Origin of the sequence: Pantoea sp. SIMBA_079 (assembly GCF_046940275.1) — a bacterium.
Lineage (GTDB): Bacteria > Pseudomonadota > Gammaproteobacteria > Enterobacterales > Enterobacteriaceae > Pantoea > Pantoea borealis.
Genome location: NZ_JAWRYR010000004.1, coordinates 143,653 through 168,404, shown reverse-complemented (window position 1 = coordinate 168,404; position 24,752 = coordinate 143,653). Strand labels below are relative to the sequence as shown.

Below are 24,752 nucleotides of genomic sequence, written 5' to 3'. Positions count from 1 at the left end.
GTCAATTCCACGGCAACTGAAGCGGTAAAAAAGGGGGCTACGGGCCCGTTTTTAAGAATTTCTTTATGGGGTTTCAGGCCTTTGTCATTTTGAAAAAAAAACTGTTTTTAATTTCTGTTAAACTTTACCGCTGGCTACAGGAATATTCTGAATTGGCAGGGTGGAAAAGTCATACATATTTCCTGGCATTGTACACATTTATTCTTTTTTATTATTCCTCCTGCAGTTATTCAGATGCAAGGCGAAGCGATAAACCGCTAACCATTTTTCCGGATAGCGACTTTCATGGCGAAAAGCGGAATAAGGTCTACACTTATTGCTGCCGATGTTCATTGTGCGTCAGGTATGCAGTTATACATGATGCTGACCAGGAAAGGTTGCGCATTTATTAGTGGTTTCACCCTAAATATTTTTATCTGCTGCACGCCTCTGAACATCCTGATGTATTACTCACAAAAGGAGGAGACGTGACATCTGTGGTAAGCGAGACCAATACCCTTCCGTCGTTAAGCGGCGGCCTTTACGCCTTCTTTTTTGACGTTGACGGCACGCTGGCAGCGATTGAGGCACAGCCCGATCAGGTCACTATTCCCGCCCGTGTTCGTCAGCATCTGCAACAAATCTCCAATCTCAGCCACGGTGCGCTGGCGCTGGTGTCCGGACGGCCGATAGCCCAGCTGGATAAACTGGCCGCGCCACTTGAAGCGCCTGCGGCGGGTGTGCATGGTGCAGAGCGTCGCGATGCAACCGGTCAGACACACCGTCATGCTCTGCCAGATACGGTTGCCTCAGCGCTGCAGAACGAACTGGAGCAGGCATTCAGTCAGTGGCCAGGCGCCGTGCTGGAGGCAAAAGGCATGGCATTTGCGCTGCATTTTCGCAATGCCCCTGAGCATGAGCCGGCCATCATGCAGCTGGCGGAAAAGATTGTTAACCGTTTTTCTGAGTTAACGCTGCAGCCGGGCAAATGCGTGGTTGAAATCAAACCCCGGGGAATCGACAAGGGCGAAGCCATTAATACCTTTATGCAGGAAGCTCCCTTTGCAGGACGTATTCCGGTATTTGTCGGTGATGATCTGACCGATGAAAAGGGCTTTCTTGCAGTGAATGCGCTACAGGGTCTCTCTGTCAAAGTTGGCGAAGGCCCTACTGAAGCGCGCTACCGGCTGCCGGACACAGAAGCTGTCTGGCAGTGGCTGGAGCAACTATTATTACAATTAGAGCATGACAATATTGGTAAGGAGTTCAGGTTATGAGTCGTTTAGTCGTGGTATCTAACCGTATTGCTATTCCCGACGGAAGTAAAAGCAGCGCAGGCGGTCTGGCCGTTGGTATTCTTGATGCGCTAAAAAACACCGGTGGTTTATGGTTTGGCTGGAACGGCGAGATCAGTGAATATGCGGGTGAAGAAGAAGAGCCACTCGCAAAGCTGGAGCACGATGGGATCACCTACGCCTCGTTCCCGCTTAACCAGAATGATTACGATCAATATTACTGCCAGTTTTCTAACACCGTAATCTGGCCTGCTTTCCACTACCGGCTTGATCTGGTGCAGTATCAGCGTGAAGCCTGGGAAGGCTATTGCCGGGTCAATACTGCGCTGGCTCATCGTCTTAAGCCGCTGATTAAATCTGATGACGTGTTGTGGATCCACGATTACCATCTGCTACCGTTTGCTGCCGAGTTGCGTAAACTGGGCGTGACCAACCGTATCGGTTTCTTTTTACATATCCCTTTCCCGACGCCGGAAATTTTCAATGCGCTGCCGCCGCATCAGGAGTTGCTGGAGATGCTGAGCGACTATGATCTGCTGGGCTTCCAGACCGAATCCGATCGGGTTGCGTTTCTCGATAGCCTCAGTCAGCAAACGCAGCTGCAAAACAAAGGTGAGAAAAAGCATCGGGCTTTCGGCAACACCTTTATGACCGAAGTCTATCCAATCGGTATTGAACCTGATGCGATCAAAGAGATGGCAGAAGGGCCGCTGCCGCCCAAGATGGCCGCGATGAAGCGTGAGCTGGGTGACGCTAAAAACATTATCGCCTGTGAGCGACTCGACTATTCCAAAGGTCTGCCCGAGCGTTTTCTGGCCTACGAAGCGCTGCTGGAAAACTTTCCGCAGCATCGCGGCAAAATTCGTTACTCGCAGATTGCACCGACTTCACGTGGCGACGTGCAGGCCTATCAGGACATTCGGCATCAGCTGGAGACAGAAGCGGGCCGCATCAATGGTAAATATGGCACGCTGGGCTGGACCCCCCTCTATTATCTCAACCAGCATTTTGATCGCCGTCTGCTGATGAAAATTTTCCGCCTTACCGATGTGGGTCTGGTTACACCTCTGCGCGACGGCATGAATCTGGTTGCCAAAGAGTATGTCGCGGCTCAGGATCCGGATGATCCGGGCGTACTGGTTCTCTCACGCTTTGCCGGGGCTGCGAATGAGCTGACGTCAGCACTCATTGTTAATCCTTACGATCGTGACGAAGTGGCTGCTGCGCTGGATAAAGCACTGACCATGTCGCGTACGGAACGTATTACCCGCTATAACGATATGATGGCGGTACTGCGTAAACAGGATATCTCACACTGGCGCGAAACCTTCCTGCACGATCTCAATGCGCTGTCCGCGCGTAGTGACGATCACGGTACGGAAAATAAAGTTGCAACGTTTCAGAAGCTGGCATGACGGATAACTGAAAGCGATGACGAGGGAGTGCGTTGATGCACTCCCTTTTTTATTGCCGGCACCTGCAAAAAAGCCTTATTGAAAAGAGAAACCCGGCTAAGCATATTTCATAGCCCGTTTACTGAATTTTATTCACTCGTCCGGATGTGCCACAGCAAAGGGTAATGAAACCGAAGCGGCAACACAGAAGAAATCGATTTCATCAGTCTTAACGCTAACCAGTTGATGAACGAGCATTATGGGAAATTTGCAGCAAAGATAGCCGCATTTTTGTAAGTTTTGTTATCAGCGCTAAAGTTTTCTCTGGCCAGGCCGATGTTTGTTATACATCAGTGTGCTTTTTGTACCACCCATTCATTTTGTTAATGTAACAGCTGGTTACATCCACATTCGTTTTCTCAATCTTGCTGACATTGTCTTGACACTCCATTTTTCAGGCGCTATCACGTTTCGCGTACCGTTTAAGGTGTAAGAGTGATGCCTTCCGGCAATATTCCCTGTAAGTGATTAATTTAAAACTTATAAAAACCGTGCTTTTCCGGTGTTTTGTGCTGCCGCAAAGTCTCAGGGTAGCGGGTTGTGATGAGTTAACCCCAACATGACAACGAAAAGATCCGTATAGCCTGACAGATGACGACGCGATCACAATCTGGAAATTTCCCAGGAAAAGATTAGCGAAAAAAATCGGAATTGACTAAAAAACATACAAAACGCAAGCATCCCTGATGCTTCGGTTAAAAAATTTGCCTTAAAAGTGTGATACAGATCACACTTTATCTAAAATTCCGGTCCACTCACGTTGTATGTCGGATAGAGACCATATAGATTTGCGTTGTTTTCGGATTAGTCTTAAAAAACGATAAAAAGACATCAGGGAAGAAGGTTAAGACTCAGGAAAAGAATGGCCTGGAATTTTGACTGAAACTGCTGAATGTCCCGGTAGGAAATGAAACACTTAAATATATGTTGGCTAATGACTGATTTTATTTTTTGCCATCTTTAGATTTACCAACCAGCAACCCGAACCATAGAGATTAAATTCTGTGGCCGTATATATGCCGCGTCTATCAGGATGGAAAAAATGGGTACATCAGAATTATTAAAACATATATATGACATCAATCTGTCATATTTACTGCTCGCGCAGCGCTTAATTAACCAGGAAAAACCTTCAGCTATGTTTCGTCTGGGTATTGATGAAGCAATGGCAGATGCACTGGCTCAGTTAACATTGCCTGAAATGGTAAAGCTGGCTGAAACGAATCAGCTTGTATGTCAGTTCCGCTTTACTGATCATAACTTAATTAATCGTCTTACCCAGGAATCACGGGTAGATGATTTGCAGCAAATTCACACCGGTATCCTGTTATCCAGCCGTCTGCTGCGCAGCGTTTCAAAAACCGAAACCAGCACCAAAAAGAGGGCAGTATAATGAGCGATAAAAGTATCGTTCAGGAAGCGCGCGATATTCAGCTGGCGATGGAACTGATCACGCTGGGTGCCCGTCTGCAGATGCTGGAGAGTGAAACGCAATTAAGTCGCGGCCGCTTAATTAAATTGTATAAAGAGTTGCGTGGTGCGCCGCCGCCAAAAGGCATGTTGCCGTTCTCCACCGACTGGTTCATGACGTGGGAACAGAATATTCACGCATCTATGTTCTGTAACGCCTGGCAGTTTTTACTCAAAACCGGTTTAAGCTGCGGCGTGGAGGCGGTTATTCAGGCCTACCGTCTCTACCTTGAGCAGTGTCCGCAATCGGACGAGGGCCCGCTGTTGGCGCTGACGCGCGCCTGGACCCTGGTGCGATTCGTTGAAAGTGGTATGCTGGAACTCTCTGACTGCAAAAGCTGTCACGGCAGCTTTATTAATCATGCACATCAGCCCGCAGGCAGCTTTGTCTGCAGCCTGTGCCAGCCGCCTTCGCGTGCCGTAAAAAGACGTAAACTTTCTGCAGATACTGCCGATACCTTTCCACAACTGCTGGATGAACAGGTTAAACGCGCCGTTTAAGTATGTTCGCATTGTGGAAGCCATCCAGCAGCGGGTTACCCCCGCTGCTTTTTTTTGCCTCCGATTTGTGAATATCGCCTGCGGCCCTCTGGCTTAACTTCCACCAACACGTTACGGACGTAAGGATGTTTTTGTGCTGATTATTCTGGGTTATATCGTGGTCCTTGGTTCCGTGCTGGGCGGTTATCTGATGGTCGGTGGCCATTTAGGTGCACTTTATCAGCCATCTGAACTGCTGATCATTGGCGGGGCAGGTGTCGGCGCATTTCTGGTCGGTAATAACGGTAAGTCCATTAAGAAAACGCTAAAGGCACTGCCGCTGCTGATGCGTGGTTCCAAATATAATAAAGCGGTCTATATGGATTTAATGGCGCTGCTCTATCGGCTGATGGCGAAATCCCGTCAGCAGGGCATGCTGTCGCTGGAACGCGATATTGAAGATCCCTCGCAGAGCGAAATTTTCGCTAATTATCCGCGTATTTTAACCGATAAACAGTTAGTGGACTTTATTACCGACTACCTGCGCCTGATGGTCAGCGGAAATATGAATGCTTTTGAAATTGAAGCATTGATGGATGAAGAAATTGAGACCTATGAGCATGAATGCGAAGTACCAGCGCAAAGTTTATCCGCCATCGGCGATGGTTTGCCGGCATTTGGCATCGTTGCAGCGGTAATGGGTGTCGTGCATGCGCTGGCATCAGCCGATCGTCCGGCTGCAGAGCTGGGGGCGCTGATTGCGCACGCCATGGTGGGTACGTTCCTCGGCATCTTGCTGGCCTACGGATTTATTTCACCGCTGGCTTCGGTATTGCGCCAGAAGTGCGCTGAGACCACCAAAATGATGCAGTGCGTGAAAGTCACGCTGCTTTCCAGCCTGAACGGGTATGCCCCGCAGATCGCGGTCGAGTTCGGACGCAAAACGCTCTATTCCACAGAGCGTCCCTCGTTTACCGAACTGGAAGAGCACGTACGCAACGCTAAAAACCCGGCTAAACAGACTTCGGACCAGAGTTCATGAAGCATGAAAATCGCCCAATTGTGCTGGTTAAACGGCGCAAACATAAAAAGCATGAAGGCAGCCACGGCTCATGGAAAATTGCCTATGCCGACTTTATGACGGCGATGATGGCATTTTTCATGGTGATGTGGCTCATCTCGATTGCGAATCCGCAGGAGCTGGTTCAGATCGCAGAATATTTTAAAACCCCGCTCAAAGTGGCGGTAACAGGCGGACCCCGCAGCAGCGATAGCGAAAGCCCGATTCCGGGGGGCGGAGACGATCCGACCCAGCAGAAGGGCGAAGTCAGAAAACAGGTGGATATGGATGCACAAAAACGCCAGCTGGATGAGATCCGCCTTAACCGGCTGCGTGAAAAGCTCGATCAGCTGATTGAAGCCGATCCACGCCTGAAAGCGCTGCGTCCGCATCTGATTATCAACATGGTGCAGGAGGGGCTGCGTATTCAGATTATCGACAGCCAGAATCGCCCGATGTTTAAAACCGGCAGCGCGGAGGTTGAACCCTATATGCGCGATATTCTGCGCGCGGTGGCGCCGCTGCTGAATGATATTCCGAATAAAATCAGTCTTTCTGGCCATACCGATGACTTCCAGTATGCCGGCGGTGAACGCGGTTACAGTAACTGGGAGCTCTCAGCCGATCGTGCTAATGCCTCCCGGCGCGAGCTGGTCATCGGGGGCCTGGATAGCAACAAAATGCTGCGCGTCGTGGGGATGGCCGCCACGATGAAGCTCAAGAACCGTGGCGCTGATGATGCGGTCAACCGCCGTATCAGCCTGCTGGTATTAAACCATGATACTGAAGCCGCCATTGAAAAAGAGAATGCCGAAAGCGATGCCGTCCAGGTCAGCGATCCGGCACACATGATTCCCACTATCACTGCACCAGCCGGACCGGCTGCGGCTGCGGCGACCGCACCGACCGCTCCGGCGGCTCAGGCAGCGCCCGCCACGTCCGCAACGCCCGCTGCGGGTGCGGTAACACCAGACCAACCCTCACAGCCGAGGTGATCCCGTGAGCATGGACATCAGCGATTTTTACCAGACGTTTTTTGACGAGGCCGATGAGCTGTTAGCGGACATGGAGCAACACCTGTTGGGACTGGATCCCCAGGAGCCCGATGCCGAACAGTTGAATGCCATTTTTCGTGCCGCTCACTCTATTAAGGGCGGAGCAGGTACGTTTGGCTTTACGGTTTTACAGGAGACAACCCATATCCTGGAGAACATTCTGGATGGTGCGCGCCGCGGCGAAATGCAGCTCAGCACCGACATCATCAACCTGTTTTTGGAAACCAAAGATATTATGCAGGAACAGCTCGATGCGTATAAAACTGCGCAGGAGCCTAATGCGGAAAGCTTTAACTACATCTGCGAGGCGCTGCGTCAACTGGCACTGGAAGCGAAAGGTATTGTGCCTGAAGCCCCTGCTGCTGCGGTAGTCGATACCCCTGCGGCGACGACGGTTGTCAGCCGCGGCCTGCGCCTGCAGCTGGTCGATCTCAAAGAGAAAGAGCCAGATCTGATGCTGGAAGAGCTGAGTAACCTTGGCAGCGTCACCGACGTTGTCAAAAGTACCCACTCGCTGGAAGCCACGATTGAAGGTGTCGACAAAGATGACATCGTAGCAGTGCTCTGCTTTGTGATCGATGAAGCGCAGATCCGCTTCCCGCAGGCAGAGGCCGCAGCTCCGGTCGCGGTAGCCGCAGACGTTGTTGCTGAAACGACACCTGCTCAGCCGCAGAGTGCAGTGGTGACAGATATCACGCCGGGCGTAAAACGCGAAAGCAAGCGGGCAGCGGCGCCAGCAAAATCGAGCGAATCCAGCAGTATCCGCGTTGCGGTTGAGAAAGTGGATCAGCTGATTAACCTGGTTGGCGAACTGGTGATTACCCAGTCGATGCTGGCGCAGCGTTCCGGTGCACTGGATCCGGTCGCGCATGGCGATCTGCTCAACAGCATGGGCCAGCTGGAGCGCAACGCGCGCGACCTGCAGGAGTCGGTGATGTCGATTCGTATGATGCCGATGGAGTATGTGTTCAGCCGCTTCCCGCGTCTGGTGCGCGACCTTGCGAGCAAGCTGGGTAAAGACGTGGAGCTGACGCTGCTGGGCAGCTCGACGGAGCTGGATAAGAGCCTGATCGAACGCATTATCGATCCGTTAACGCACCTGGTGCGCAACAGTCTGGATCACGGTATTGAAACGCCGGAAAAACGCCTGGCAACCAATAAAACGGCCACCGGCAATCTGACACTTTCTGCTGAGCACCAGGGTGGCAACATCTGTATTGAGGTGATCGACGACGGAGCCGGCCTGAATCGTGAGCGCATCCTGGCTAAAGCGCTCTCTTCAGGTCTGCCGGTCAGCGACAGCATGAGTGATGAAGAAGTGGGCATGCTGATCTTTGCTCCCGGCTTCTCTACCGCTGAGCAGGTTACCGATGTCTCCGGGCGCGGCGTGGGTATGGACGTGGTGAAGCGTAATATCCAGGAGATGGGCGGTCATGTTGAGATTGCGTCGAAACAGGGTAAAGGCACAACCATCCGTATTCTGCTGCCGCTGACGCTGGCAATCCTGGACGGCATGTCGGTACGCGTAGCGGATGAGGTCTTTATCCTGCCGCTGAACGCCGTCATGGAATCGCTGCAGCCAACGGCAGAAGAGCTTAAGCCGCTGGCTGGCGGAGAGCGTGTACTGGAAGTCCGCGGCGAATATCTGCCGCTGGTTGAGCTGTGGAACGTCTTTGATGTGCAGAATGCCAAAACCGATGCAACGCAGGGCATTGTGGTGATTCTGCAGAGTGCGGGCCGCCGCTATGCGCTGCTGGTCGATCAGTTAATCGGTCAGCATCAGGTGGTGGTGAAAAACCTGGAGAGTAACTACCGCAAAGTGCCGGGTATCTCTGCTGCCACCATTCTGGGGGATGGCAGCGTAGCGCTGATTGTGGATGTGTCCGCACTGCAATCGCTGAACCGTGAAAAGCGTGTGGCCGGTGCCGCAGCGTAACTGATAAATAAAGGGCAAAAATATGACTGACATGGCAACCGTGACCAAAATCGCTGGCGAAACCGTCGGCCAGGAGTTTCTGGTTTTCACTTTGGGTGATGAAGAGTACGGCATCGATATTCTTAAAGTACAGGAGATCCGCGGCTACGATCAGGTCACGCGCATCGCCAACACGCCGGAATTTATCAAAGGGGTCACTAACCTGCGCGGCGTAATCGTGCCAATTATCGACCTGCGCGTGAAGTTTTCGCAGCCGGACGTAGAGTACAACGATAATACCGTAGTGATTGTGCTCAACCTGGAACACCGCGTGGTCGGCATCGTGGTTGATGGCGTTTCAGATGTGCTGTCGCTGATGCACGAACAGATTCGGCCGGCACCGGAGTTCGCCGTGACGATGTCTACAGAGTATCTGACCGGACTGGGGGCGCTGGGCGAGCGTATGCTGATCCTGGTCGATATTGAAAAACTGCTCAGTAGCGAAGAAATGGCGCTGATGGACACGCTGCGCAGCGTCTAACCGTTACCGCCGGGCCGCCTCAGCGCGGCCCGTTTTCATCCCCACTTTCCTGTTTCGATGGACCCCATTATGTTTACCCGAATTCGTGTTGTCACCAGCCTGCTGGTGGTACTGGTACTTTTTGCTGCTCTGCAACTGACCTCCGGATCGCTGTTTATCCGGGCGCTGTATCATGACAAAACCAGCTTTTCTGCCTCGCAGCTTTCCGCGCAAAATCTTGCGGCGATTACCGATGCCTATATGAGCCTTAACCAGAGCCGGGTGGTGCTGACGCGTATGCTGCTGCGCATCACTACCGGCAAACTGGAGGGGAAAGAGACAGATGTGAGTGAGCTCTATTTACAGAGTCGCGATTTTCAGCAGCGTGCAGCGGACAACTTTACGCTATTCCACAATCTGCCCGATACGCCAGGACTGGATAAACAGCTTAACCAGCAGCTGGAGCAGAGCTATGGCGCTTACAGTCAGGCGCTGAGTGCTATGCAGGCCGCGCTGCAAAATAAGGATATGGTCGAGGCGTATAAAGCGCCGGTAGCACCGAGTCAGAGCGCTTTCTACGCTGATTACACGCGCTGGCGGGCCGATCAGAGCCGTCTTACGCAGGCGGGCGCAGAAGAAAACAGCACGGCGTATACCCGTATGCTCTGGCTGATTGGCGCCGTCATGGTCGTGGTGGTTGCGGTTAGCCTGCTGTGCTGGTCCGGGCTGCGCCGGGTACTTATTCAGCCGCTTAATCAGAGCATTCAGCATATCCGGCATATCGCGCAGGGCGATCTCACCCAGTCAATCGTTGTAACAGGGCGTAATGAGATGAGCCAGCTGGCGACCAGCCTGCATGAGATGCAGCAGGCGCTGACGCGCACGGTCAGCGACGTGCGCGACGGAGCGGATGCGATCTTTACCGGTGCCAGTGAGATTTCAGCCGGTAATAACGACCTTTCGGCGCGTACCGAGCAGCAGGCTGCCTCACTGGAAGAGACGGCTGCCAGCATGGAGCAGCTGACAGCAACAGTGAAACAGAATGCTGAAAATGCGCGGCAGGCGTCGCAGCTGGCGCGAAACGCTTCAGAAACGGCTCAGAAAGGCGGTACGGTTGTGAATGGCGTGGTTTCGACCATGAAAGATATCGCCGGCAGTTCGAAGAAAATCGCGGATATTACCAGTGTGATTGACGGCATTGCCTTCCAGACCAACATTCTGGCACTTAACGCAGCGGTAGAAGCTGCACGTGCCGGCGAACAGGGGCGCGGTTTTGCCGTAGTAGCCGGTGAAGTACGCAGTCTGGCGCAGCGCAGTGCTCAGGCGGCCAAAGAGATCAAAGGGCTGATTGAGGATTCGGTCCAGCGTGTTAACAGTGGCTATGTGCTGGTAGAAAGCGCCGGTGAAACCATGGGTGAAATAGTGAATGCAGTGACGCGCGTGACCGATATCATGGGCGAAATTGCTTCCGCATCTGATGAGCAGAGTCGCGGTATCGATCAGGTGGGAGAGGCGGTCACCGAAATGGACCGGGTCACTCAACAGAACGCTGCGCTGGTTGAAGAGTCCGCATCGGCTGCTGCTTCCCTCGAAGCGCAGGCCAGCCACCTCAGTCAGTCGGTGGCGCTGTTCCGCATTACGCGTGGCACGCCGCAGGCTGCCGGCGTGCGCCACCCGCAAATTGCCCCGCCTGCGGTCGCAGCCGCGCCGCGTCGTGCCGCTACTACAGCAGGCGCGGACAGCCACTGGGAAACCTTCTGACTGCCGTTATGCCCTCCGTCACACGTGACAGAGGGTAGTTTTTTTAGTTATTAATCAGGCTCAAAAGCTTCATTAAGGCCGCACAGGCGCAAAGAAGCGTAAACCACCTCAATTAATTGCGGCTGGCGTCGATAACAGGGTGTCAAAATTCTTCCTGGAGACACCATGTTAAAACGTATCAACGTCGTTACCAGTCTGATCGCCGTGCTGCTGATTTTTGGCGCGCTGCAGCTGCTCTCGGGCGGCCTGTTCTGGTCAGCGCTGAACAAAGATAAAGAAGCTTTTGCCGTCGCACAGACTTCTACCAATAATGTTGCCGCCATGTCGGATGCGTGGATTGAGCTTAATCAGACCCGTACCGTGCTTAACCGCGCCATGCTGCGTATGCAGGGCAGTATGGCAACGCAAACCAACGGCGGACAGCTCAACGCGCTGATTGCTCAGACGGAGAAGCAGCTGAGCGTGGCTGCCGATCACTACCAGCGTTACTACAACCTGCCATCCACACCGGGTCTGCCGGAGGCGTTAACCGAACGGCTGGAGTCTGACTACAACGCCTTTAACGACGGCCTGAAAGCGATGCTCGATCGCCTGAAAGCCAACGATCTGCAGGGCATGTTTGCGCAGAATATTGAGGCGCGCCAGGTCAAAATGAAAGCGACCTACGAAGAGTGGCGTACTGCACAGGCAGAACTTGCGGCGAAAGGCGTCGTCCAGAATCAGCGCGCCTTTACCACCATGATGTGGCTGCTGGCCGCTGTGATGGTGGTGGTCATTGCAGTGATCGCCGGCTGCTGGTTTGGCCTGCGGGTGGTGCTGATCCGTCCGCTGCACGCGCTGCTGGGGCATATCCGTCATATCGCCTCCGGCGACCTGACCCAGCCGATTCAGGTGGAAGGACGCAATGAGATGAGCCAGCTGGCGGCCAGTCTGCATGAGATGCAGCAGTCACTGGTGCGTACCGTCAGCGATGTGCGCGATGGCTCTGATGCGATCTTCACCGGTGCCAGCGAAATCTCCGCCGGTAACAATGACCTGTCTGCCCGTACTGAGGAGCAGGCAGCCTCACTGGAACAGACAGCTGCCAGCATGGAACAGCTTACCGCCACGGTAAAACAGAACGCTGAAAATGCCCGTCAGGCGTCGCAGCTGGCGCTGAGCGCCTCTGACACGGCCCGTAAAGGGGGTGACGTGGTGGAAGGCGTGGTACGTACCATGAGCGATATTGCCGGCAGTTCGAAAAAGATTGCCGACATTATCAGCGTTATTGATGGTATTGCGTTCCAGACCAATATTCTGGCACTCAACGCCGCCGTCGAAGCGGCACGCGCCGGTGAGCAGGGACGCGGCTTTGCTGTGGTGGCGGGTGAGGTGCGCAGTCTGGCACAGCGCAGCGCCCAGGCGGCGAAAGAGATCAAAGGGCTGATTGAAGAGTCGGTCACGCGGGTTAATGCCGGTTCGCAGCTGGTCGGGACCGCCGGTGACACCATGAGCGATATCGTCGGCGCCGTCACGCGCGTCACCGATATCATGGGCGAGATCGCCTCTGCGTCAGATGAACAGAGTCGCGGTATCGATCAGGTGGGCCACGCGGTGACTGAAATGGATCGGGTGACACAGCAGAACGCCGCCCTGGTCGAGGAGTCAGCCGCCGCCGCCGCGTCGCTGGAAGCGCAGGCGAGTCGCCTGAGTCAGTCAGTCGCCGTGTTTCATATCCCGCGTACTGCAGCCCCGGCCGCCCAGCGTCTGACAGAAACCAGGCAGTCGCAGCCGCTGCGCAGCCCGGCGCGTAAAACTGCCACCGCCAGCGCTACCGCGGGCGATGCGAACTGGGAAACGTTCTGACAGTAACCGGCTCTCTTCCTGCTGAAAGGAAGAGGGCCACTTCCGCTATTACCCTCCTGTAAAGATTGCCTCTGGTGCGCCGATAACTACAGCGATTCGCCAACCAATGAGGTGTTTATGTTTAGTCGTATTCGTGTTGTTTCCGGCCTGCTTTGCGTGCTGGCGCTGTTTGCGCTGCTGCAGCTTTTTTCCGGTGGGATGTTCTTCTCAACGGTAAAAGCCGATAAAGATAATTTTGCCTATAACCAGCGCCTCAGTACCCTGCAGCGCGCCATGGGCACCTCCTGGGTATCGCTGGTGCAGGCGCGTAATACGCTGAACCGCGCCGGTATTCGCTATCTGCAGGATAGCCAGATGGCGGGATCGGGTGCCACGGTGAAAGAGCTGGTTGCGCTCGCCAATGATGAGCTGCAAACCGCCGATGCGGGCTTTGCCGATTTTAATGCCAGCCTCTCGGAGCAGGGAAAGAGTGCGCAGAATGTACTGGCGCTGCAGGCCAACTATAAAGCCTATCGCGATGCGCTGGCTGAGCTGGTGGTATTCCTGGGGTCAGGCAACTTTAAAGGCTTTGTCGATCAGCCGACTCAGAGTCTGCAGGACAAATTTGAAAAGGATTACAACGCCTGGCTCAGTACCAACCTGGGACTGGCGCAACAGGGTATTGATGCCAATGAGCGCGCGTATCGTCACGCCATCATGCTGGTAGCGGGCACCCTGCTGGTGACGCTGCTGGTTATCACGCTGGTCTGGAGCGGTATGCGCTCAGCACTGATCCGGCCGCTGAAACAGAGCATTGAACATATCCGTCACATCGCACGGGGTGATTTAACGCAGAGTGTTGAAGTCAGCGTGCGTAACGAAGTGGGCGATCTGCTCCGTTCGCTGGCCGAGATGCAGCAGGAGCTGGCGCGCACGGTGCGTACCGTACGCGATGGGTCTGACGCTATCTATACCGGCGCGAGTGAAATCGCGATGGGTAATAACGATCTCTCTTCACGTACCGAACAGCAGGCGGCTTCGCTGGAGCAGACGGCTGCCAGCATGGAGCAGCTTACTGCCACGGTGAAGCTGAACGCAGACAATGCCCGTCAGGCATCGCAGCTGGCGCTTAACGCCTCAGAGACCGCGCAGCAGGGGGGCAAAGTGGTCGATGGCGTGGTGAGCACCATGAAAGATATCGCCGGCAGTTCAAAGAAAATTGCGGATATCACCAGCGTTATTGATGGGATCGCCTTCCAGACCAATATTCTGGCGCTGAACGCTGCGGTAGAAGCGGCCCGCGCCGGTGAGCAGGGCCGCGGATTTGCGGTGGTTGCGGGTGAGGTGCGCAGTCTGGCACAGCGCAGTGCTCAGGCGGCTAAAGAGATCAAAGCGCTGATCGAAGATTCTGTCAGCCGCGTTAATACCGGCTCCGTGCTGGTGGAGAGCGCAGGTGAAACCATGAGTGAGATCGTCAGCGCCGTTACGCGTGTGACCGACATCATGGGTGAAATCGCGTCTGCTTCGGATGAGCAGAGCAAAGGTATCGATCAGGTTGGCGTGGCCGTGACGGAAATGGACCGGGTCACGCAGCAGAACGCCGCGCTGGTTGAAGAGTCTGCGACGGCCGCCGCGGCGCTGGAAGAGCAGGCCAGCCGCCTGAAACAATCCGTTGCTGTGTTCAATATTGGTAAAGAATTTGTCGCGCAGGCCGTTAACGTATCTACAGCGTTGAAAAAGGTACCGCCGGTTGTACAAAAAGCGCTGGCACCCGCTCCTGGCGCACGCGGCGCTGATGATAACTGGGAAACCTTTTAACGCAGCCGGGCCGCTTCTGGCGGCCCGCTAACCCGGTAAGTACCGGCAGCAGCGTAGCAATCAGAGAATAATCACTTAACAGTTTGTTGCCGGATGGCCCGAGATGAAGAAATCGACGTTCCTGGATCAAAATGAGCCGACCACGCTGCTTGCACAGATGGTACAGCGTCTGCCGCTCTCCGATACGCACTTTCGTCGTATCAGCCAGCTGATCTATCAGCGTGCGGGTATTGTACTGGCCGATCATAAACGTGAGATGGTCTACAACCGCCTGGTCCGGCGGCTGCGGACGCTGAATATCGACGATTTTGGCCGCTATCTGGCGCTGCTTGAGCAGGATCCAAACAGCGCTGAATGGCAGGCGTTTATCAATGCGCTGACCACTAACCTGACCTCGTTTTTTCGCGAAGCGCATCACTTCCCGATTCTGGCAGAACATGCCCGGAAGCGCAGCGGAAGCTACAGCGTCTGGAGTACTGCCGCATCAACCGGAGAAGAGCCTTATTCAATCGCGATGACGCTGGCGGAAACGCTGGGCACCGGACCGGGAAAATTTCAGGTTCATGCCAGCGACATCGATACACAGGTGCTGGAAAAAGCGGTGGCGGGCGTCTATCGCCAGGAGGAGCTGCGTACGCTGTCGCAGTCACAGCTGCAGCGCTTCTTTCTGCGCGGCACCGGCCCGCATGAAGGCATGGTGCGCGTACGTTCCGAGCTGGCAGGCATGGTGCACTACTCGCAGCTGAATCTGCTGGCCAATGAGTGGGCACTGCCCGGACCGTTTGACGCTATTTTTTGCCGCAACGTAATGATCTATTTCGATAAAGAGACTCAGGAAAAAATCCTGCGCCGCTTTGTTCCGCTGCTGAAGCCGGGTGGAGTGCTGTTTGCCGGGCATTCGGAAAACTTCAGCCAGATCAGCAAAGAGTTCTGGCTGCGCGGGCAGACCGTGTATGGGCTGACTAAGGAAAGACGATGAGCAAAATCACCGTGATGTGCGTGGATGACTCGGCGCTGATGCGTCAGCTGATGACGGAAATCATCAATAGCCATCCCGATATGGAGATGGTCGCGACGGCACCGGACCCGCTGGTGGCGCGGGATTTGATCAAACAGTACAACCCGCAGGTGCTGACGCTGGATGTCGAGATGCCGCGTATGGATGGCCTCGATTTTCTGGAAAAGCTGATGCGTCTGCGGCCGATGCCGGTAGTGATGGTCTCCTCGCTCACCGGTAAGGGCTCGGAAGTGACGCTGCGCGCGCTGGAGCTGGGGGCGGTGGATTTTGTCACGAAACCGCAGCTGGGGATCCGCGAGGGTATGCTGGCTTACAGCCAGATGATCGCTGACAAAATCCGCGGCGCGGCGCGGGCGAAGCTGCATACGCGCACCGTGTCGCCGGCGCCGGTCACGCTGAAAGCCGGTCCGCTGCTCAGCAGTGAAAAGCTGATTGCAATCGGCTCTTCCACCGGCGGTACGGAAGCGATCCGTCATGTACTGCAGCCGCTGCCGGCGACCAGTCCGGCGCTGCTGATCACGCAGCATATGCCGCCGGGCTTTACCCGCTCGTTTGCCGAACGGCTGAACAAGCTCTGCCAGATCACCGTGAAAGAGGCGGAGGATGGTGAACGTATTCTGCCAGGCCACGCCTATATTGCGCCCGGCGCAATGCATATGGAGCTGGGGCGTAGCGGGGCGAACTACGTTGTAAAACTTAATGATGGCCCGCCGGTTAACCGGCACAAACCTTCCGTAGATGTGCTGTTTCGCTCGGTGGCCGTCAATGCAGGACGAAATGCAGTGGGCGTCATTCTGACCGGGATGGGAAATGACGGCGCGGCCGGGATGCTGGAAATGCATCGCGCAGGCGCCTGGACCATCGCGCAGGATGAAGCCAGCTGCGTGGTATTTGGCATGCCGCGCGAAGCGATAGCGATGGGCGGCGCCAGCGAAGTGGTCGATCTGGGCCACATCAGCCAGCATATGCTGGCAAAAATTAGCGCCGGACAGGCATTGCGAATTTAACGAGCCCGTCCTGCCGGACGAGACAACACAGGAGTAGATATGGCTGATAAAAATATGCGCTTTTTGGTAGTGGACGACTTTAACACCATGCGTCGCATCGTCCGCAACCTGCTGAAAGAGCTGGGTTTTAATAATGTTGAAGAGGCCGAGGATGGCGTTGATGCGCTGAATAAACTGCGCGCAGGCGGCTTCGACTTCGTGGTTTCTGACTGGAATATGCCAAACATGGATGGTCTGCAACTGCTGCAGACCATTCGCGCCGACGCTACGCTGAGCAAGCTGCCGGTGCTGATGGTCACGGCAGAAGCGAAGAAAGAGAACATTATTGCCGCCGCTCAGGCTGGCGCCAGCGGCTATGTGGTGAAACCGTTCACCGCTGCCACGCTGGAAGAGAAGCTGGGTAAAATTTTTGAAAAACTGGGCATGTAAGGAGATGTGATGAGCGACCTTCCGAAATCAACCGAAGAAGCCTCGGCACACGACATTATTGCCCGAATTGGCTCGCTGACGCGTATGCTGCGCGACAGCCTGCGTGAACTCGGGCTGGATCAGGCGATTGCCGAAGCCGCAGAAGCGATCCCGGATGCCCGCGATCGTCTGGATTACGTAGTACAGATGACGGCGCAGGCAGCAGAACGCGCGCTGAACAGTGTGGAAGCGTCACAGCCGCATCAGGATAAGATGGAAGCGGGCGCCACCCAGTTAAAAGGGCGCTGGGATGCGTGGTTTGAAAACCCGATCGAGCTTGCTGATGCGCGCGAGTTGGTTTCGGATACGCGTGAGTTTCTCGCTGAGGTGCCGCAGCACACGTCATTCACCAACAAGCAGCTGCTGGATATCATGATGGCGCAGGATTTTCAGGACCTGACGGGTCAGGTGATCAAGCGCATGATGGATGTTATCCAGGAAATTGAACGGCAGCTGCTGATGGTGCTGCTGGAGAACATGCCGGAAGCAAACGCAACGGCGCGTAAAGATGCCACCAGCCTGCTGAACGGCCCACAGATCCACGCAAACGCCCCTGGCGTGGTCTCCAGTCAGGATCAGGTTGATGACCTGCTGGACAGCTTAGGTTTTTAACCGCAGCGCAGAGATAGGCACCCGGTCTGTCTCTGCACTGCTCTGCCATACGCCTGCACCGCTTTCCGTGAATCCTCCTAAATAGCCAGCAGAATCAGCAGAGTGTGATAAGGTTAGATCTGCCGTTTTGTGATCGCCATCTACTTTATTACCGAAACGATAACTGATTTTATGTTGCCACTGCTTATCCGCACACTTCTGCCATTCTGCCTGACTGGCGTAGCGCTGCCTGCGCTGGCGCTGACGACCGCTACCCGCGTCACTGATGCCCCCTTTACCGATCCTGCTCATTTCCGGCAAATCGCCGATAACCTGCCGGCGCTGGGCTATAACGCTGATACCGACGTGTTCAGTAAAAAGCTGGCGACCATCGCGAAGAGTATTGGCGAAGCAAGCCAGAACGGCGACAGTGATACTTCACTGGGGCAGCAGGCCGGGATCTGGGCCTTTAATCACTTTCGCGATGAGGTCGCGACCCGGGTGGCTGATGAAGGCCAGCTGCTGCTGTCGCCTTACGGGCAGGCGCAGATCGATCTTAATGTCGACATGGAAGGCAACTTCAGCGGCAGCGGTGCGTCACTGCTGACGCCGTGGGCCGATCGCTATAACTACCTGACCTTCAGCGAGCTGGGTGTTCATCAGACCGATGACGGGATAATAGGTAATGCCGGCCTGGGACAGCGCTGGGTGGCGGGTAACTGGCTGCTCGGTTATAACGGATTTGTGGATCGTATGTTCGACAGCGGACTGCAGCGTGCGTCGGTAGGTACTGAAGCCTGGTCTGACTTTTTGCGCTTTTCCGCTAACTACTACACGCCGCTTTCAGGCTGGCGCAACCGCAATCCGTTTCAGCAGCAGCGGCTGGCGCGCGGCTATGATGTCACCACGCGCGGCTATCTGCCGTTTTATCGTCAGCTGGGCGTTTCGGTCAGCTGGCAGCAGTATCTGGGCAACAATGTTGATCTGTTTAACTCCGGCAACACGTATCACAATCCCTCTGCGCTGACGCTGGGTCTCTCCTATACGCCGGTGCCGCTGGTTACCGTTTCCGCCAGCCACAAAACCAGCAGCGAAGGGGAGAGTCAGGATCAGCTCGGGCTGCATCTTAACTACCGGTTCGGCGTGGCGCTCAGTCAGCAGCTCAGCCCGGATAACGTTGCCGCCACCCGTTCGCTGCGCGGCAGCCGCTATGATACGGTGACGCGCAGCTCGACGCCGGTGCTGGCTTTTCGCCAGCGAAAAACCTTCTCTGTTTTTCTCGCCACGCCGCCGTGGCAGCTGAATCCTGGTGAGAGTCTGCCGCTGAAAGTGCAGATCCGCAGCGCGAATCCGGTACGTAAAGTAAGCTGGCAGGGCGACACGCAGGCGCTGAGTCTGACGCCGGGTACCCGGCCTGACGATCCGCAGGGCTGGAGCATTATTATGCCCGCCTGGGACAGTTCGCCAGGCGCAACGAATCACTATCGTCTGTCGGTGACGGTTGAAGACAGTAAACAGCAGCGGGTCACCTCAAACTGGATCGATCTCCAGCTGCAGCCGCCGGTCGCCCTGGAACCGCATAACCGTGACAGTTTCGATATCATGGCGCCCTGAGCGCACCCGTACGCGAAGGCACTTTTTCGCACCACGTTAGCGCGTGCTGCGCTGCCAGCGCGCGCCACGTGCCCTGTTATGGCGAAATATTTGCTGTGCGATCACAAAAGCAACATTTCCTTCCATAAATGCATAAATCCGCTAAATAATTTGCTGCCTTAGCGGCGGCGCAACCATAATATTCACTTTTTATGCAAAATAAGTGAATAACAGCCTGCCGTAACTTATTGAAATTTCGTCGTTGACTCCCTTTTATGCATTATGCCCTCTGGCTGGCACGCTTGCTGCACCTTATAGTCGGGCTGCTGATTACGCACTCTTAACAATTTTAAAACAATAGCTTCACCCGGGGTGAGGCAGGAGATCCGGCTATGTCACTGCAGGTTACACGTCACGATTTTGATCAATGGATGATGCCGGTCTATGCGCCAGCAGCCTTTGTACCGGTACGGGCTGAAGGATCGCGGTTGTGGGATCAACAGGGCAAAGAGTATATCGATTTTGCTGGCGGGATCGCCGTGAACGCGCTGGGCCATGCACACCCCGCGCTGCAGCAGGCGCTGACAGAACAGGCGGCAAAGCTGTGGCATACCGGCAATGGCTATACCAACGAGCCGGTATTGCGGCTGGCAAAACAGCTGATTGACGCAACGTTTGCCGATCGCGTTTTCTTCTGCAACTCCGGCGCCGAAGCGAATGAAGCCGCGCTTAAGCTGGCGCGCAAAGTGGCGCACGACCGCTTTGGCGATCAAAAAAGCGGCATTGTGGCGTTCACCAACGCTTTTCATGGCCGTACCCTGTTTACGGTGTCGGCTGGCGGACAGCCCGCCTATTCGCGCGACTTTGCGCCGCTGCCGCCGGCCATTCAGCATGCGCAATTTAATCACCTGGAATCGGCCGCTGCGCTGATTAATGACAGCACCTGTGCCGTGATTGTTGAACCGATTCAGGGCGAGGGCGGCGTATTGCCTGCCGATGCAGCCTTCCTGCGCGGTCTGCGTGAGCTGTGCGATCGCCATCAGGCGCTGCTGATTTTTGATGAAGTGCAGAGCGGCGTGGGTCGTACCGGATCGCTTTACGCCTATATGCACTACGGCGTTACACCGGACGTGCTCACTACCGCAAAAGCGCTGGGCGGCGGCTTCCCGATTGGTGCCATGCTGACGCGTGAGGATCTGGCGCAGGTGATGGGGGTGGGCACACACGGTACGACCTATGGCGGTAACCCACTGGCGGGTGCGGTGGCGGGTAAAGTGCTGGAGCTAATCAACCAGCCCGCTTTTCTCGCTGGCGTGACCGAGCGGCATCAGTGGTTTGTTGATCAGCTTCAGGCGATTAACCAGCGGCTGCCGGTGTTTAAAACCATCCGCGGCCTCGGGCTGCTGATTGGCGCCGTACTCAACGACGATTTCGCCGGAAAAGCCAAACAGTTCAATCTCACTGCCGCCGAAGAGGGTGTGATGGTCCTGATTGCCGGTGCCAGCGTAGTGCGCTTTGCGCCCGCGCTTAATATCAGTCAGGAAGACGTGCAGCAGGGCCTGGCCCGCTTTGAACGTGCCTGTGAACGTATTCTCAGAGGAGCCACATCATGATGGTGATCCGCCCGGTTGAACATGATGACCTGGCGCAGCTGCTCCTGCTGGCGGGCAAAACCGGCGGCGGGCTTACCTCGCTGCCGGAAGACAGCGCCACGCTGCAGGCACGTATTGAGCGTTCACTGCTGACCTGGCAGGGTGCGCTGCCGCGTGCTGAACAGGGTTACGTCTTTGTGCTGGCCAGCAGTGACGATAACCGGGCCGTGGGGATCTGCGCGATTGAAGTGGCGGTCGGGTTACAGGAGCCGTGGTACAACTTCCGGGTCGGCACGCAGGTACACGCCTCCAGAGAGCTGAATGTGTACGCCAGTCTGCCGGTGCTGTCGCTCAGTAACGACCATACCGGCAGCAGCGAACTCTGTACGCTGTTTCTCGATCCCGACTACCGCGACGGCAGGAACGGCTATTTACTCTCTAAATCACGCTTTCTTTTTATGGCGAACTTCCGCGATCGCTTTATGCGTAACGTGGTGGCAGAGATGCGCGGCGTCAGCGATGACAGCGGGCACTCTCCTTTCTGGGACAGCGTAGGCAGCCATTTCTTCTCGATGCCGTTTCGCCAGGCAGATTTTCTCAGCGGCACCGGTCAGAAAGCGTTTATCGCGGAGCTGATGCCGAAACATCCGCTCTATATTCACTATCTCAGCGAGGCGGCGCAGCGCGTCATTGGTGAAGTGCACCCGAAAACGGCTCCGGCGCGCGCGGTGCTGGAGGCGGAGGGTTTTCGCTATCAGAACTATATCGACATCTTTGATGGCGGACCGACGCTGGAGTGTGAAATTGATCGTATCCGGGCGATTCGTAAAAGCACGCTGCTGCCGGCAGGTGTCGGTGAGGCGCAGGCGCACTGGCCGCTCTGCCTGGTTGCTAACAGCAATTATCAGCGCTTTCGCGCCACGCTGCTGCCGGTGGATATCGCCACCGGTCACGTCTGTCTCAGTGAGAGCCAGCGTCAGGCGCTGTGCTGTGAATATGGTGATGCGCTACGGGTTGTAACACTCTGCCGCGAGGAGAAACAGGCATGACGCACTTTATTAATAATCAGTGGCTGCGCGGCGACGGTGACGCCTTCACGAAAGCCGATCCGGTTTCAGGTGAACCGCTTTGGCAGGGTAACGCCGCCTCTGTGGCTCAGGTCAGCGCCGCCTGTGCGGCAGCCCGCGCGGCGTTTCCGCACTGGGCGCGACTGCCGTTTACGGCGCGCCAGGCGGGGGTGGAAACCTTTGCCGCTCTGCTGGAGCAGCATAAGACAGAGCTGGCGGAAATCATCTCACAGGAAACCGGCAAACCGCGCTGGGAGACGCTGACTGAAGTGCAGGCGATGATCAATAAAATTGCCATTTCAGTGAAAGCGTATCATGCCCGTACCGGCGAACAGCAGTCGGGTGAAAGCGCACTGCGCCATCGTCCGCACGGCGTACTGGCGGTGTTCGGGCCCTATAATTTTCCGGGGCATCTGCCAAATGGCCACATTGTGCCCGCGCTGCTGGCGGGAAACTGCGTGGTGTTTAAGCCCAGCGAGCTGACGCCGCTGACCGCGGAACGAACCGTGCAGCTGTGGCAGCAGGCAGCGCTGCCGGCGGGCGTGCTCAATATGGTGCAGGGCGGACGTGAAAGCGGCCAGGCGCTGGCACAGGCAGAGCAGATCGACGGGGTGCTGTTTACCGGCAGCGCCGCCACGGGGTACCACCTGCACCGGCAGTTTGCCGGCCAGCCGGAGAAGATGCTGGCGCTGGAGATGGGCGGCAATAATGCGCTGATTGTCGAAGATCCGGCAGATATTGATGGCGCCGTACATATTGCTATCCAGTCAGCTTTTATTTCTGCCGGGCAGCGCTGCACCTGCGCGCGTCGCCTGCTGGTAAAACGGGGCGCGGCGGGGGACGCGTTTCTGCAGCGGCTGGTGGCCGTCTGCAGCCGGCTGCAGCCCGCGGCGTGGAATGCGGAGCCGCAGCCGTTTATGGGTAGCGTGATTTCGCCTGCCGCTGCCGGACAGATTTATCAGGCGTGGCAGCAGCGCGTGGCGCTGGGCGGTGAAGTGCTGCTGAATATGCAGTGGCCGGATCGCCAGCGCGCGCTTATCACCCCAGGCATCATTGATATGACGCATGTGAGCGAGCTGCCGGATGAAGAGGTGTTCGGACCGCTGCTGCAAATCATCCGTTATGACGACTACAGTGAGGCGATTACGCTGGCTAACGCCACACGCTATGGCCTCTCATGCGGTCTGATCTCACCGCAGCGCGCGCAGTTTGATCAGCTGCTGCTGGAAGCGCGTGCCGGTATCGTCAACTGGAACAAGCCGCTTACCGGCGCGGCCAGCACTGCGCCGTTTGGCGGCATCGGCGCATCCGGCAACCACCGCGCCAGCGCATGGTATGCCGCGGACTATTGCGCGTGGCCGATGGCAACCCTTGAGAGCAGCAGTCTGGCTCTGCCCGACACGCTCTCACCGGGTCTTGACTTCTCTGCTCAGGGAGCACGCGATGAACGCAGCTGAAGTGAATTTTGATGGGCTGGTTGGTCTGACGCACCACTACGCGGGCCTGTCGTTTGGTAATGAGGCGTCAACCCGCAATCAGCTGCGGCCTTCTAATCCCAGGCTGGCGGTGCTGCAGGGGCTGCGCAAAATGAAAGCGCTGGCCGATCTTGGTTATCTGCAGGGGGTGATCCCGCCGCACGAGCGGCCTAATCTGCCGCTGCTGCGCCAGCTCGGTTTTCACGGCAGTGATGCCCAGGTGCTGGCGCGCGCTGCACAGCAGGCACCGCAGCTGCTCTCTGCCGCCAGCTCCGCTTCGGCAATGTGGGTTGCCAACGCGGCAACCGTCTCGCCGTCGGCAGACAGCGGTGACGGACGCGTTCACTTTACCGTTGCCAATCTGAATAATACGTTTCACCGCGCCATTGAAGCGCCGGAAACGGCTGACCTGCTGCGGGCAATTTTCCGCGACCCGCAGCGTTTCTGCGTGCATGACGCGCTGCCGCAGGTGGCAGTGTTTGGTGACGAAGGGGCCGCGAATCACAATCGCTTCGCGGCGCGCTACGGCGACGCCGGCGTGCAGCTGTTTGTCTATGGACGCGAGGGACAGCACGCCGGCATTACGCCTGAACGCTATCCGGCACGCCAGACGCTGGAAGCGAGCAGGGCCGTTGCGCGTCTGCATCAGCTTGATGAGGCGCGAACGATCTTCGCGCAGCAGAACCCGGCGGTGATCGATCAGGGTGTCTTCCACAACGATGTGATTGCCGTCAGTAATCAGCAGGTGCTGTTCTGCCATGAGGACGCTTTTGTCAATCAGCCTGCGTTGCTGAAACAGCTGGCAGAGCGGGTGCCGGGTTTTACTGCCATCGTGGTGCCGCGCGCGCGCGTATCCGTCAGCGATGCGGTGGCGACCTATCTGTTCAACAGCCAGCTGCTGCAGCACCCCGATGGCGGTATGCGGCTGGTTTTGCCCGAAGAGTCACGACAGCATCCGGGTGTCTGGGCTTATCTGACGGAGCTGGCAGAGAGCGGCGGACCGATTCGGGAACTCACGGTGTTTGATCTGCGCGAAAGCATGTGCAACGGCGGCGGGCCAGCCTGCCTGCGTCTGCGGGTAGTACTGACGGCGGAAGAACAGCGGGCGGTCAATCCGGCAGTCATGATGAACGAGCAGCTGTTTACGCAGCTCAGCCAGTGGGCCGGGCGCCACTATCGCGACCATCTCACGCAGGCAGATTTGGCCGATCCGGCGCTGCTGCAGGAGGGACGTGACGCTCTGGATGCGCTGACGCAGCTGCTGAAGCTGGGCAGCGTCTACGCCTTTCAGCGCTGACGTTCAGGCAGGA

The 24,752-nt window shown here is 56.2% G+C and carries 20 protein-coding genes; all 20 read left to right on the top strand.

The features are described from left to right. Positions 1–467: 467 nt before the first annotated feature. Positions 468–1,256 carry a trehalose-phosphatase gene (gene otsB / locus SB719_RS08175; protein ID WP_304232680.1) on the top strand — a complete coding sequence of 263 codons (789 nt, stop codon included), beginning with the start codon at positions 468–470 and terminating at the stop codon, positions 1,254–1,256. After that, positions 1,253–2,689 (top strand): alpha,alpha-trehalose-phosphate synthase, encoded by a 1,437-nt coding sequence (gene otsA / locus SB719_RS08170; protein WP_065649519.1) that lies wholly within the window; start codon positions 1,253–1,255, stop codon positions 2,687–2,689. The genes otsB and otsA overlap by 4 nt, the downstream gene beginning before the upstream one ends. 1,081 nt (positions 2,690–3,770) lie before the next feature. Further along, the gene (flhD, locus tag SB719_RS08165) at positions 3,771–4,121 is read left to right on the top strand and encodes a flagellar transcriptional regulator FlhD (RefSeq protein ID WP_065649518.1); all 351 of its coding nucleotides are present in this window, start codon (positions 3,771–3,773) and stop codon (positions 4,119–4,121) included. Further along, complete coding sequence (flhC, locus tag SB719_RS08160) at positions 4,121–4,699, top strand: flagellar transcriptional regulator FlhC (protein WP_065649517.1); 579 nt, start codon at positions 4,121–4,123, stop codon at positions 4,697–4,699. Before flhD ends, flhC begins: the two co-directional genes overlap by 1 nt. 133 nt (positions 4,700–4,832) lie before the next feature. Then, on the top strand, positions 4,833–5,720 hold the full coding sequence (gene motA / locus SB719_RS08155) for a flagellar motor stator protein MotA (RefSeq protein WP_065649516.1): 888 nt from the start codon (positions 4,833–4,835) through the stop codon (positions 5,718–5,720). After that, positions 5,717–6,733 carry a flagellar motor protein MotB gene (gene motB / locus SB719_RS08150; RefSeq protein ID WP_304232685.1) on the top strand — a complete coding sequence of 339 codons (1,017 nt, stop codon included), beginning with the start codon at positions 5,717–5,719 and terminating at the stop codon, positions 6,731–6,733. The genes motA and motB overlap by 4 nt, the downstream gene beginning before the upstream one ends. A 10-nt stretch (positions 6,734–6,743) precedes the next feature. Beyond that, on the top strand, positions 6,744–8,729 hold the full coding sequence (gene cheA, locus SB719_RS08145; protein WP_412159154.1) for a chemotaxis protein CheA: 1,986 nt from the start codon (positions 6,744–6,746) through the stop codon (positions 8,727–8,729). A 22-nt stretch (positions 8,730–8,751) separates the two neighbouring features. Next, a complete protein-coding gene (cheW, locus tag SB719_RS08140; protein ID WP_065649513.1) occupies positions 8,752–9,249 on the top strand; it encodes a chemotaxis protein CheW in 498 nt (165 codons plus the stop codon). Between the two features lie 69 nt (positions 9,250–9,318). Further along, positions 9,319–10,989: a methyl-accepting chemotaxis protein gene (locus SB719_RS08135; RefSeq protein ID WP_304232687.1), complete on the top strand. Its 1,671-nt coding sequence runs from the start codon at positions 9,319–9,321 to the stop codon at positions 10,987–10,989. A gap of 165 nt (positions 10,990–11,154) precedes the next feature. Beyond that, positions 11,155–12,834 carry a methyl-accepting chemotaxis protein gene (locus SB719_RS08130; protein WP_304232690.1) on the top strand — a complete coding sequence of 560 codons (1,680 nt, stop codon included), beginning with the start codon at positions 11,155–11,157 and terminating at the stop codon, positions 12,832–12,834. 117 nt (positions 12,835–12,951) lie between these two features. After that, complete coding sequence (locus SB719_RS08125) at positions 12,952–14,631, top strand: methyl-accepting chemotaxis protein (RefSeq protein ID WP_304232693.1); 1,680 nt, start codon at positions 12,952–12,954, stop codon at positions 14,629–14,631. A gap of 103 nt (positions 14,632–14,734) precedes the next feature. After that, a complete protein-coding gene (gene cheR, locus SB719_RS08120) occupies positions 14,735–15,610 on the top strand; it encodes a protein-glutamate O-methyltransferase CheR (RefSeq protein ID WP_065649509.1) in 876 nt (291 codons plus the stop codon). After that, the gene (locus SB719_RS08115; RefSeq protein ID WP_065649508.1) at positions 15,607–16,656 is read left to right on the top strand and encodes a protein-glutamate methylesterase/protein-glutamine glutaminase; all 1,050 of its coding nucleotides are present in this window, start codon (positions 15,607–15,609) and stop codon (positions 16,654–16,656) included. Before cheR ends, SB719_RS08115 begins: the two co-directional genes overlap by 4 nt. Positions 16,657–16,695: 39 nt before the next feature. Then, on the top strand, positions 16,696–17,085 hold the full coding sequence (gene cheY / locus SB719_RS08110; RefSeq protein WP_039384013.1) for a chemotaxis response regulator CheY: 390 nt from the start codon (positions 16,696–16,698) through the stop codon (positions 17,083–17,085). 9 nt (positions 17,086–17,094) lie between these two features. After that, entirely contained in the window at positions 17,095–17,736 is a 642-nt protein-coding gene (gene cheZ, locus SB719_RS08105) for a protein phosphatase CheZ (protein ID WP_065649507.1), read from the top strand. A gap of 171 nt (positions 17,737–17,907) precedes the next feature. Continuing rightward, positions 17,908–19,329 (top strand): YchO/YchP family invasin, encoded by a 1,422-nt coding sequence (locus SB719_RS08100; protein ID WP_065650481.1) that lies wholly within the window; start codon positions 17,908–17,910, stop codon positions 19,327–19,329. A 371-nt stretch (positions 19,330–19,700) separates the two neighbouring features. Further along, positions 19,701–20,921, top strand: coding sequence for an aspartate aminotransferase family protein (locus SB719_RS08095; protein ID WP_304232703.1), 1,221 nt, complete (start codon positions 19,701–19,703; stop codon positions 20,919–20,921). Next, a complete protein-coding gene (gene astA, locus SB719_RS08090) occupies positions 20,918–21,949 on the top strand; it encodes an arginine N-succinyltransferase (protein ID WP_304232706.1) in 1,032 nt (343 codons plus the stop codon). Before SB719_RS08095 ends, astA begins: the two co-directional genes overlap by 4 nt. Beyond that, positions 21,946–23,424: a succinylglutamate-semialdehyde dehydrogenase gene (gene astD / locus SB719_RS08085; protein ID WP_412159122.1), complete on the top strand. Its 1,479-nt coding sequence runs from the start codon at positions 21,946–21,948 to the stop codon at positions 23,422–23,424. The genes astA and astD overlap by 4 nt, the downstream gene beginning before the upstream one ends. Beyond that, positions 23,411–24,739: an N-succinylarginine dihydrolase gene (gene astB / locus SB719_RS08080; protein WP_304232711.1), complete on the top strand. Its 1,329-nt coding sequence runs from the start codon at positions 23,411–23,413 to the stop codon at positions 24,737–24,739. The genes astD and astB overlap by 14 nt, the downstream gene beginning before the upstream one ends. The last annotated feature ends 13 nt before the right edge of the window (positions 24,740–24,752 follow it).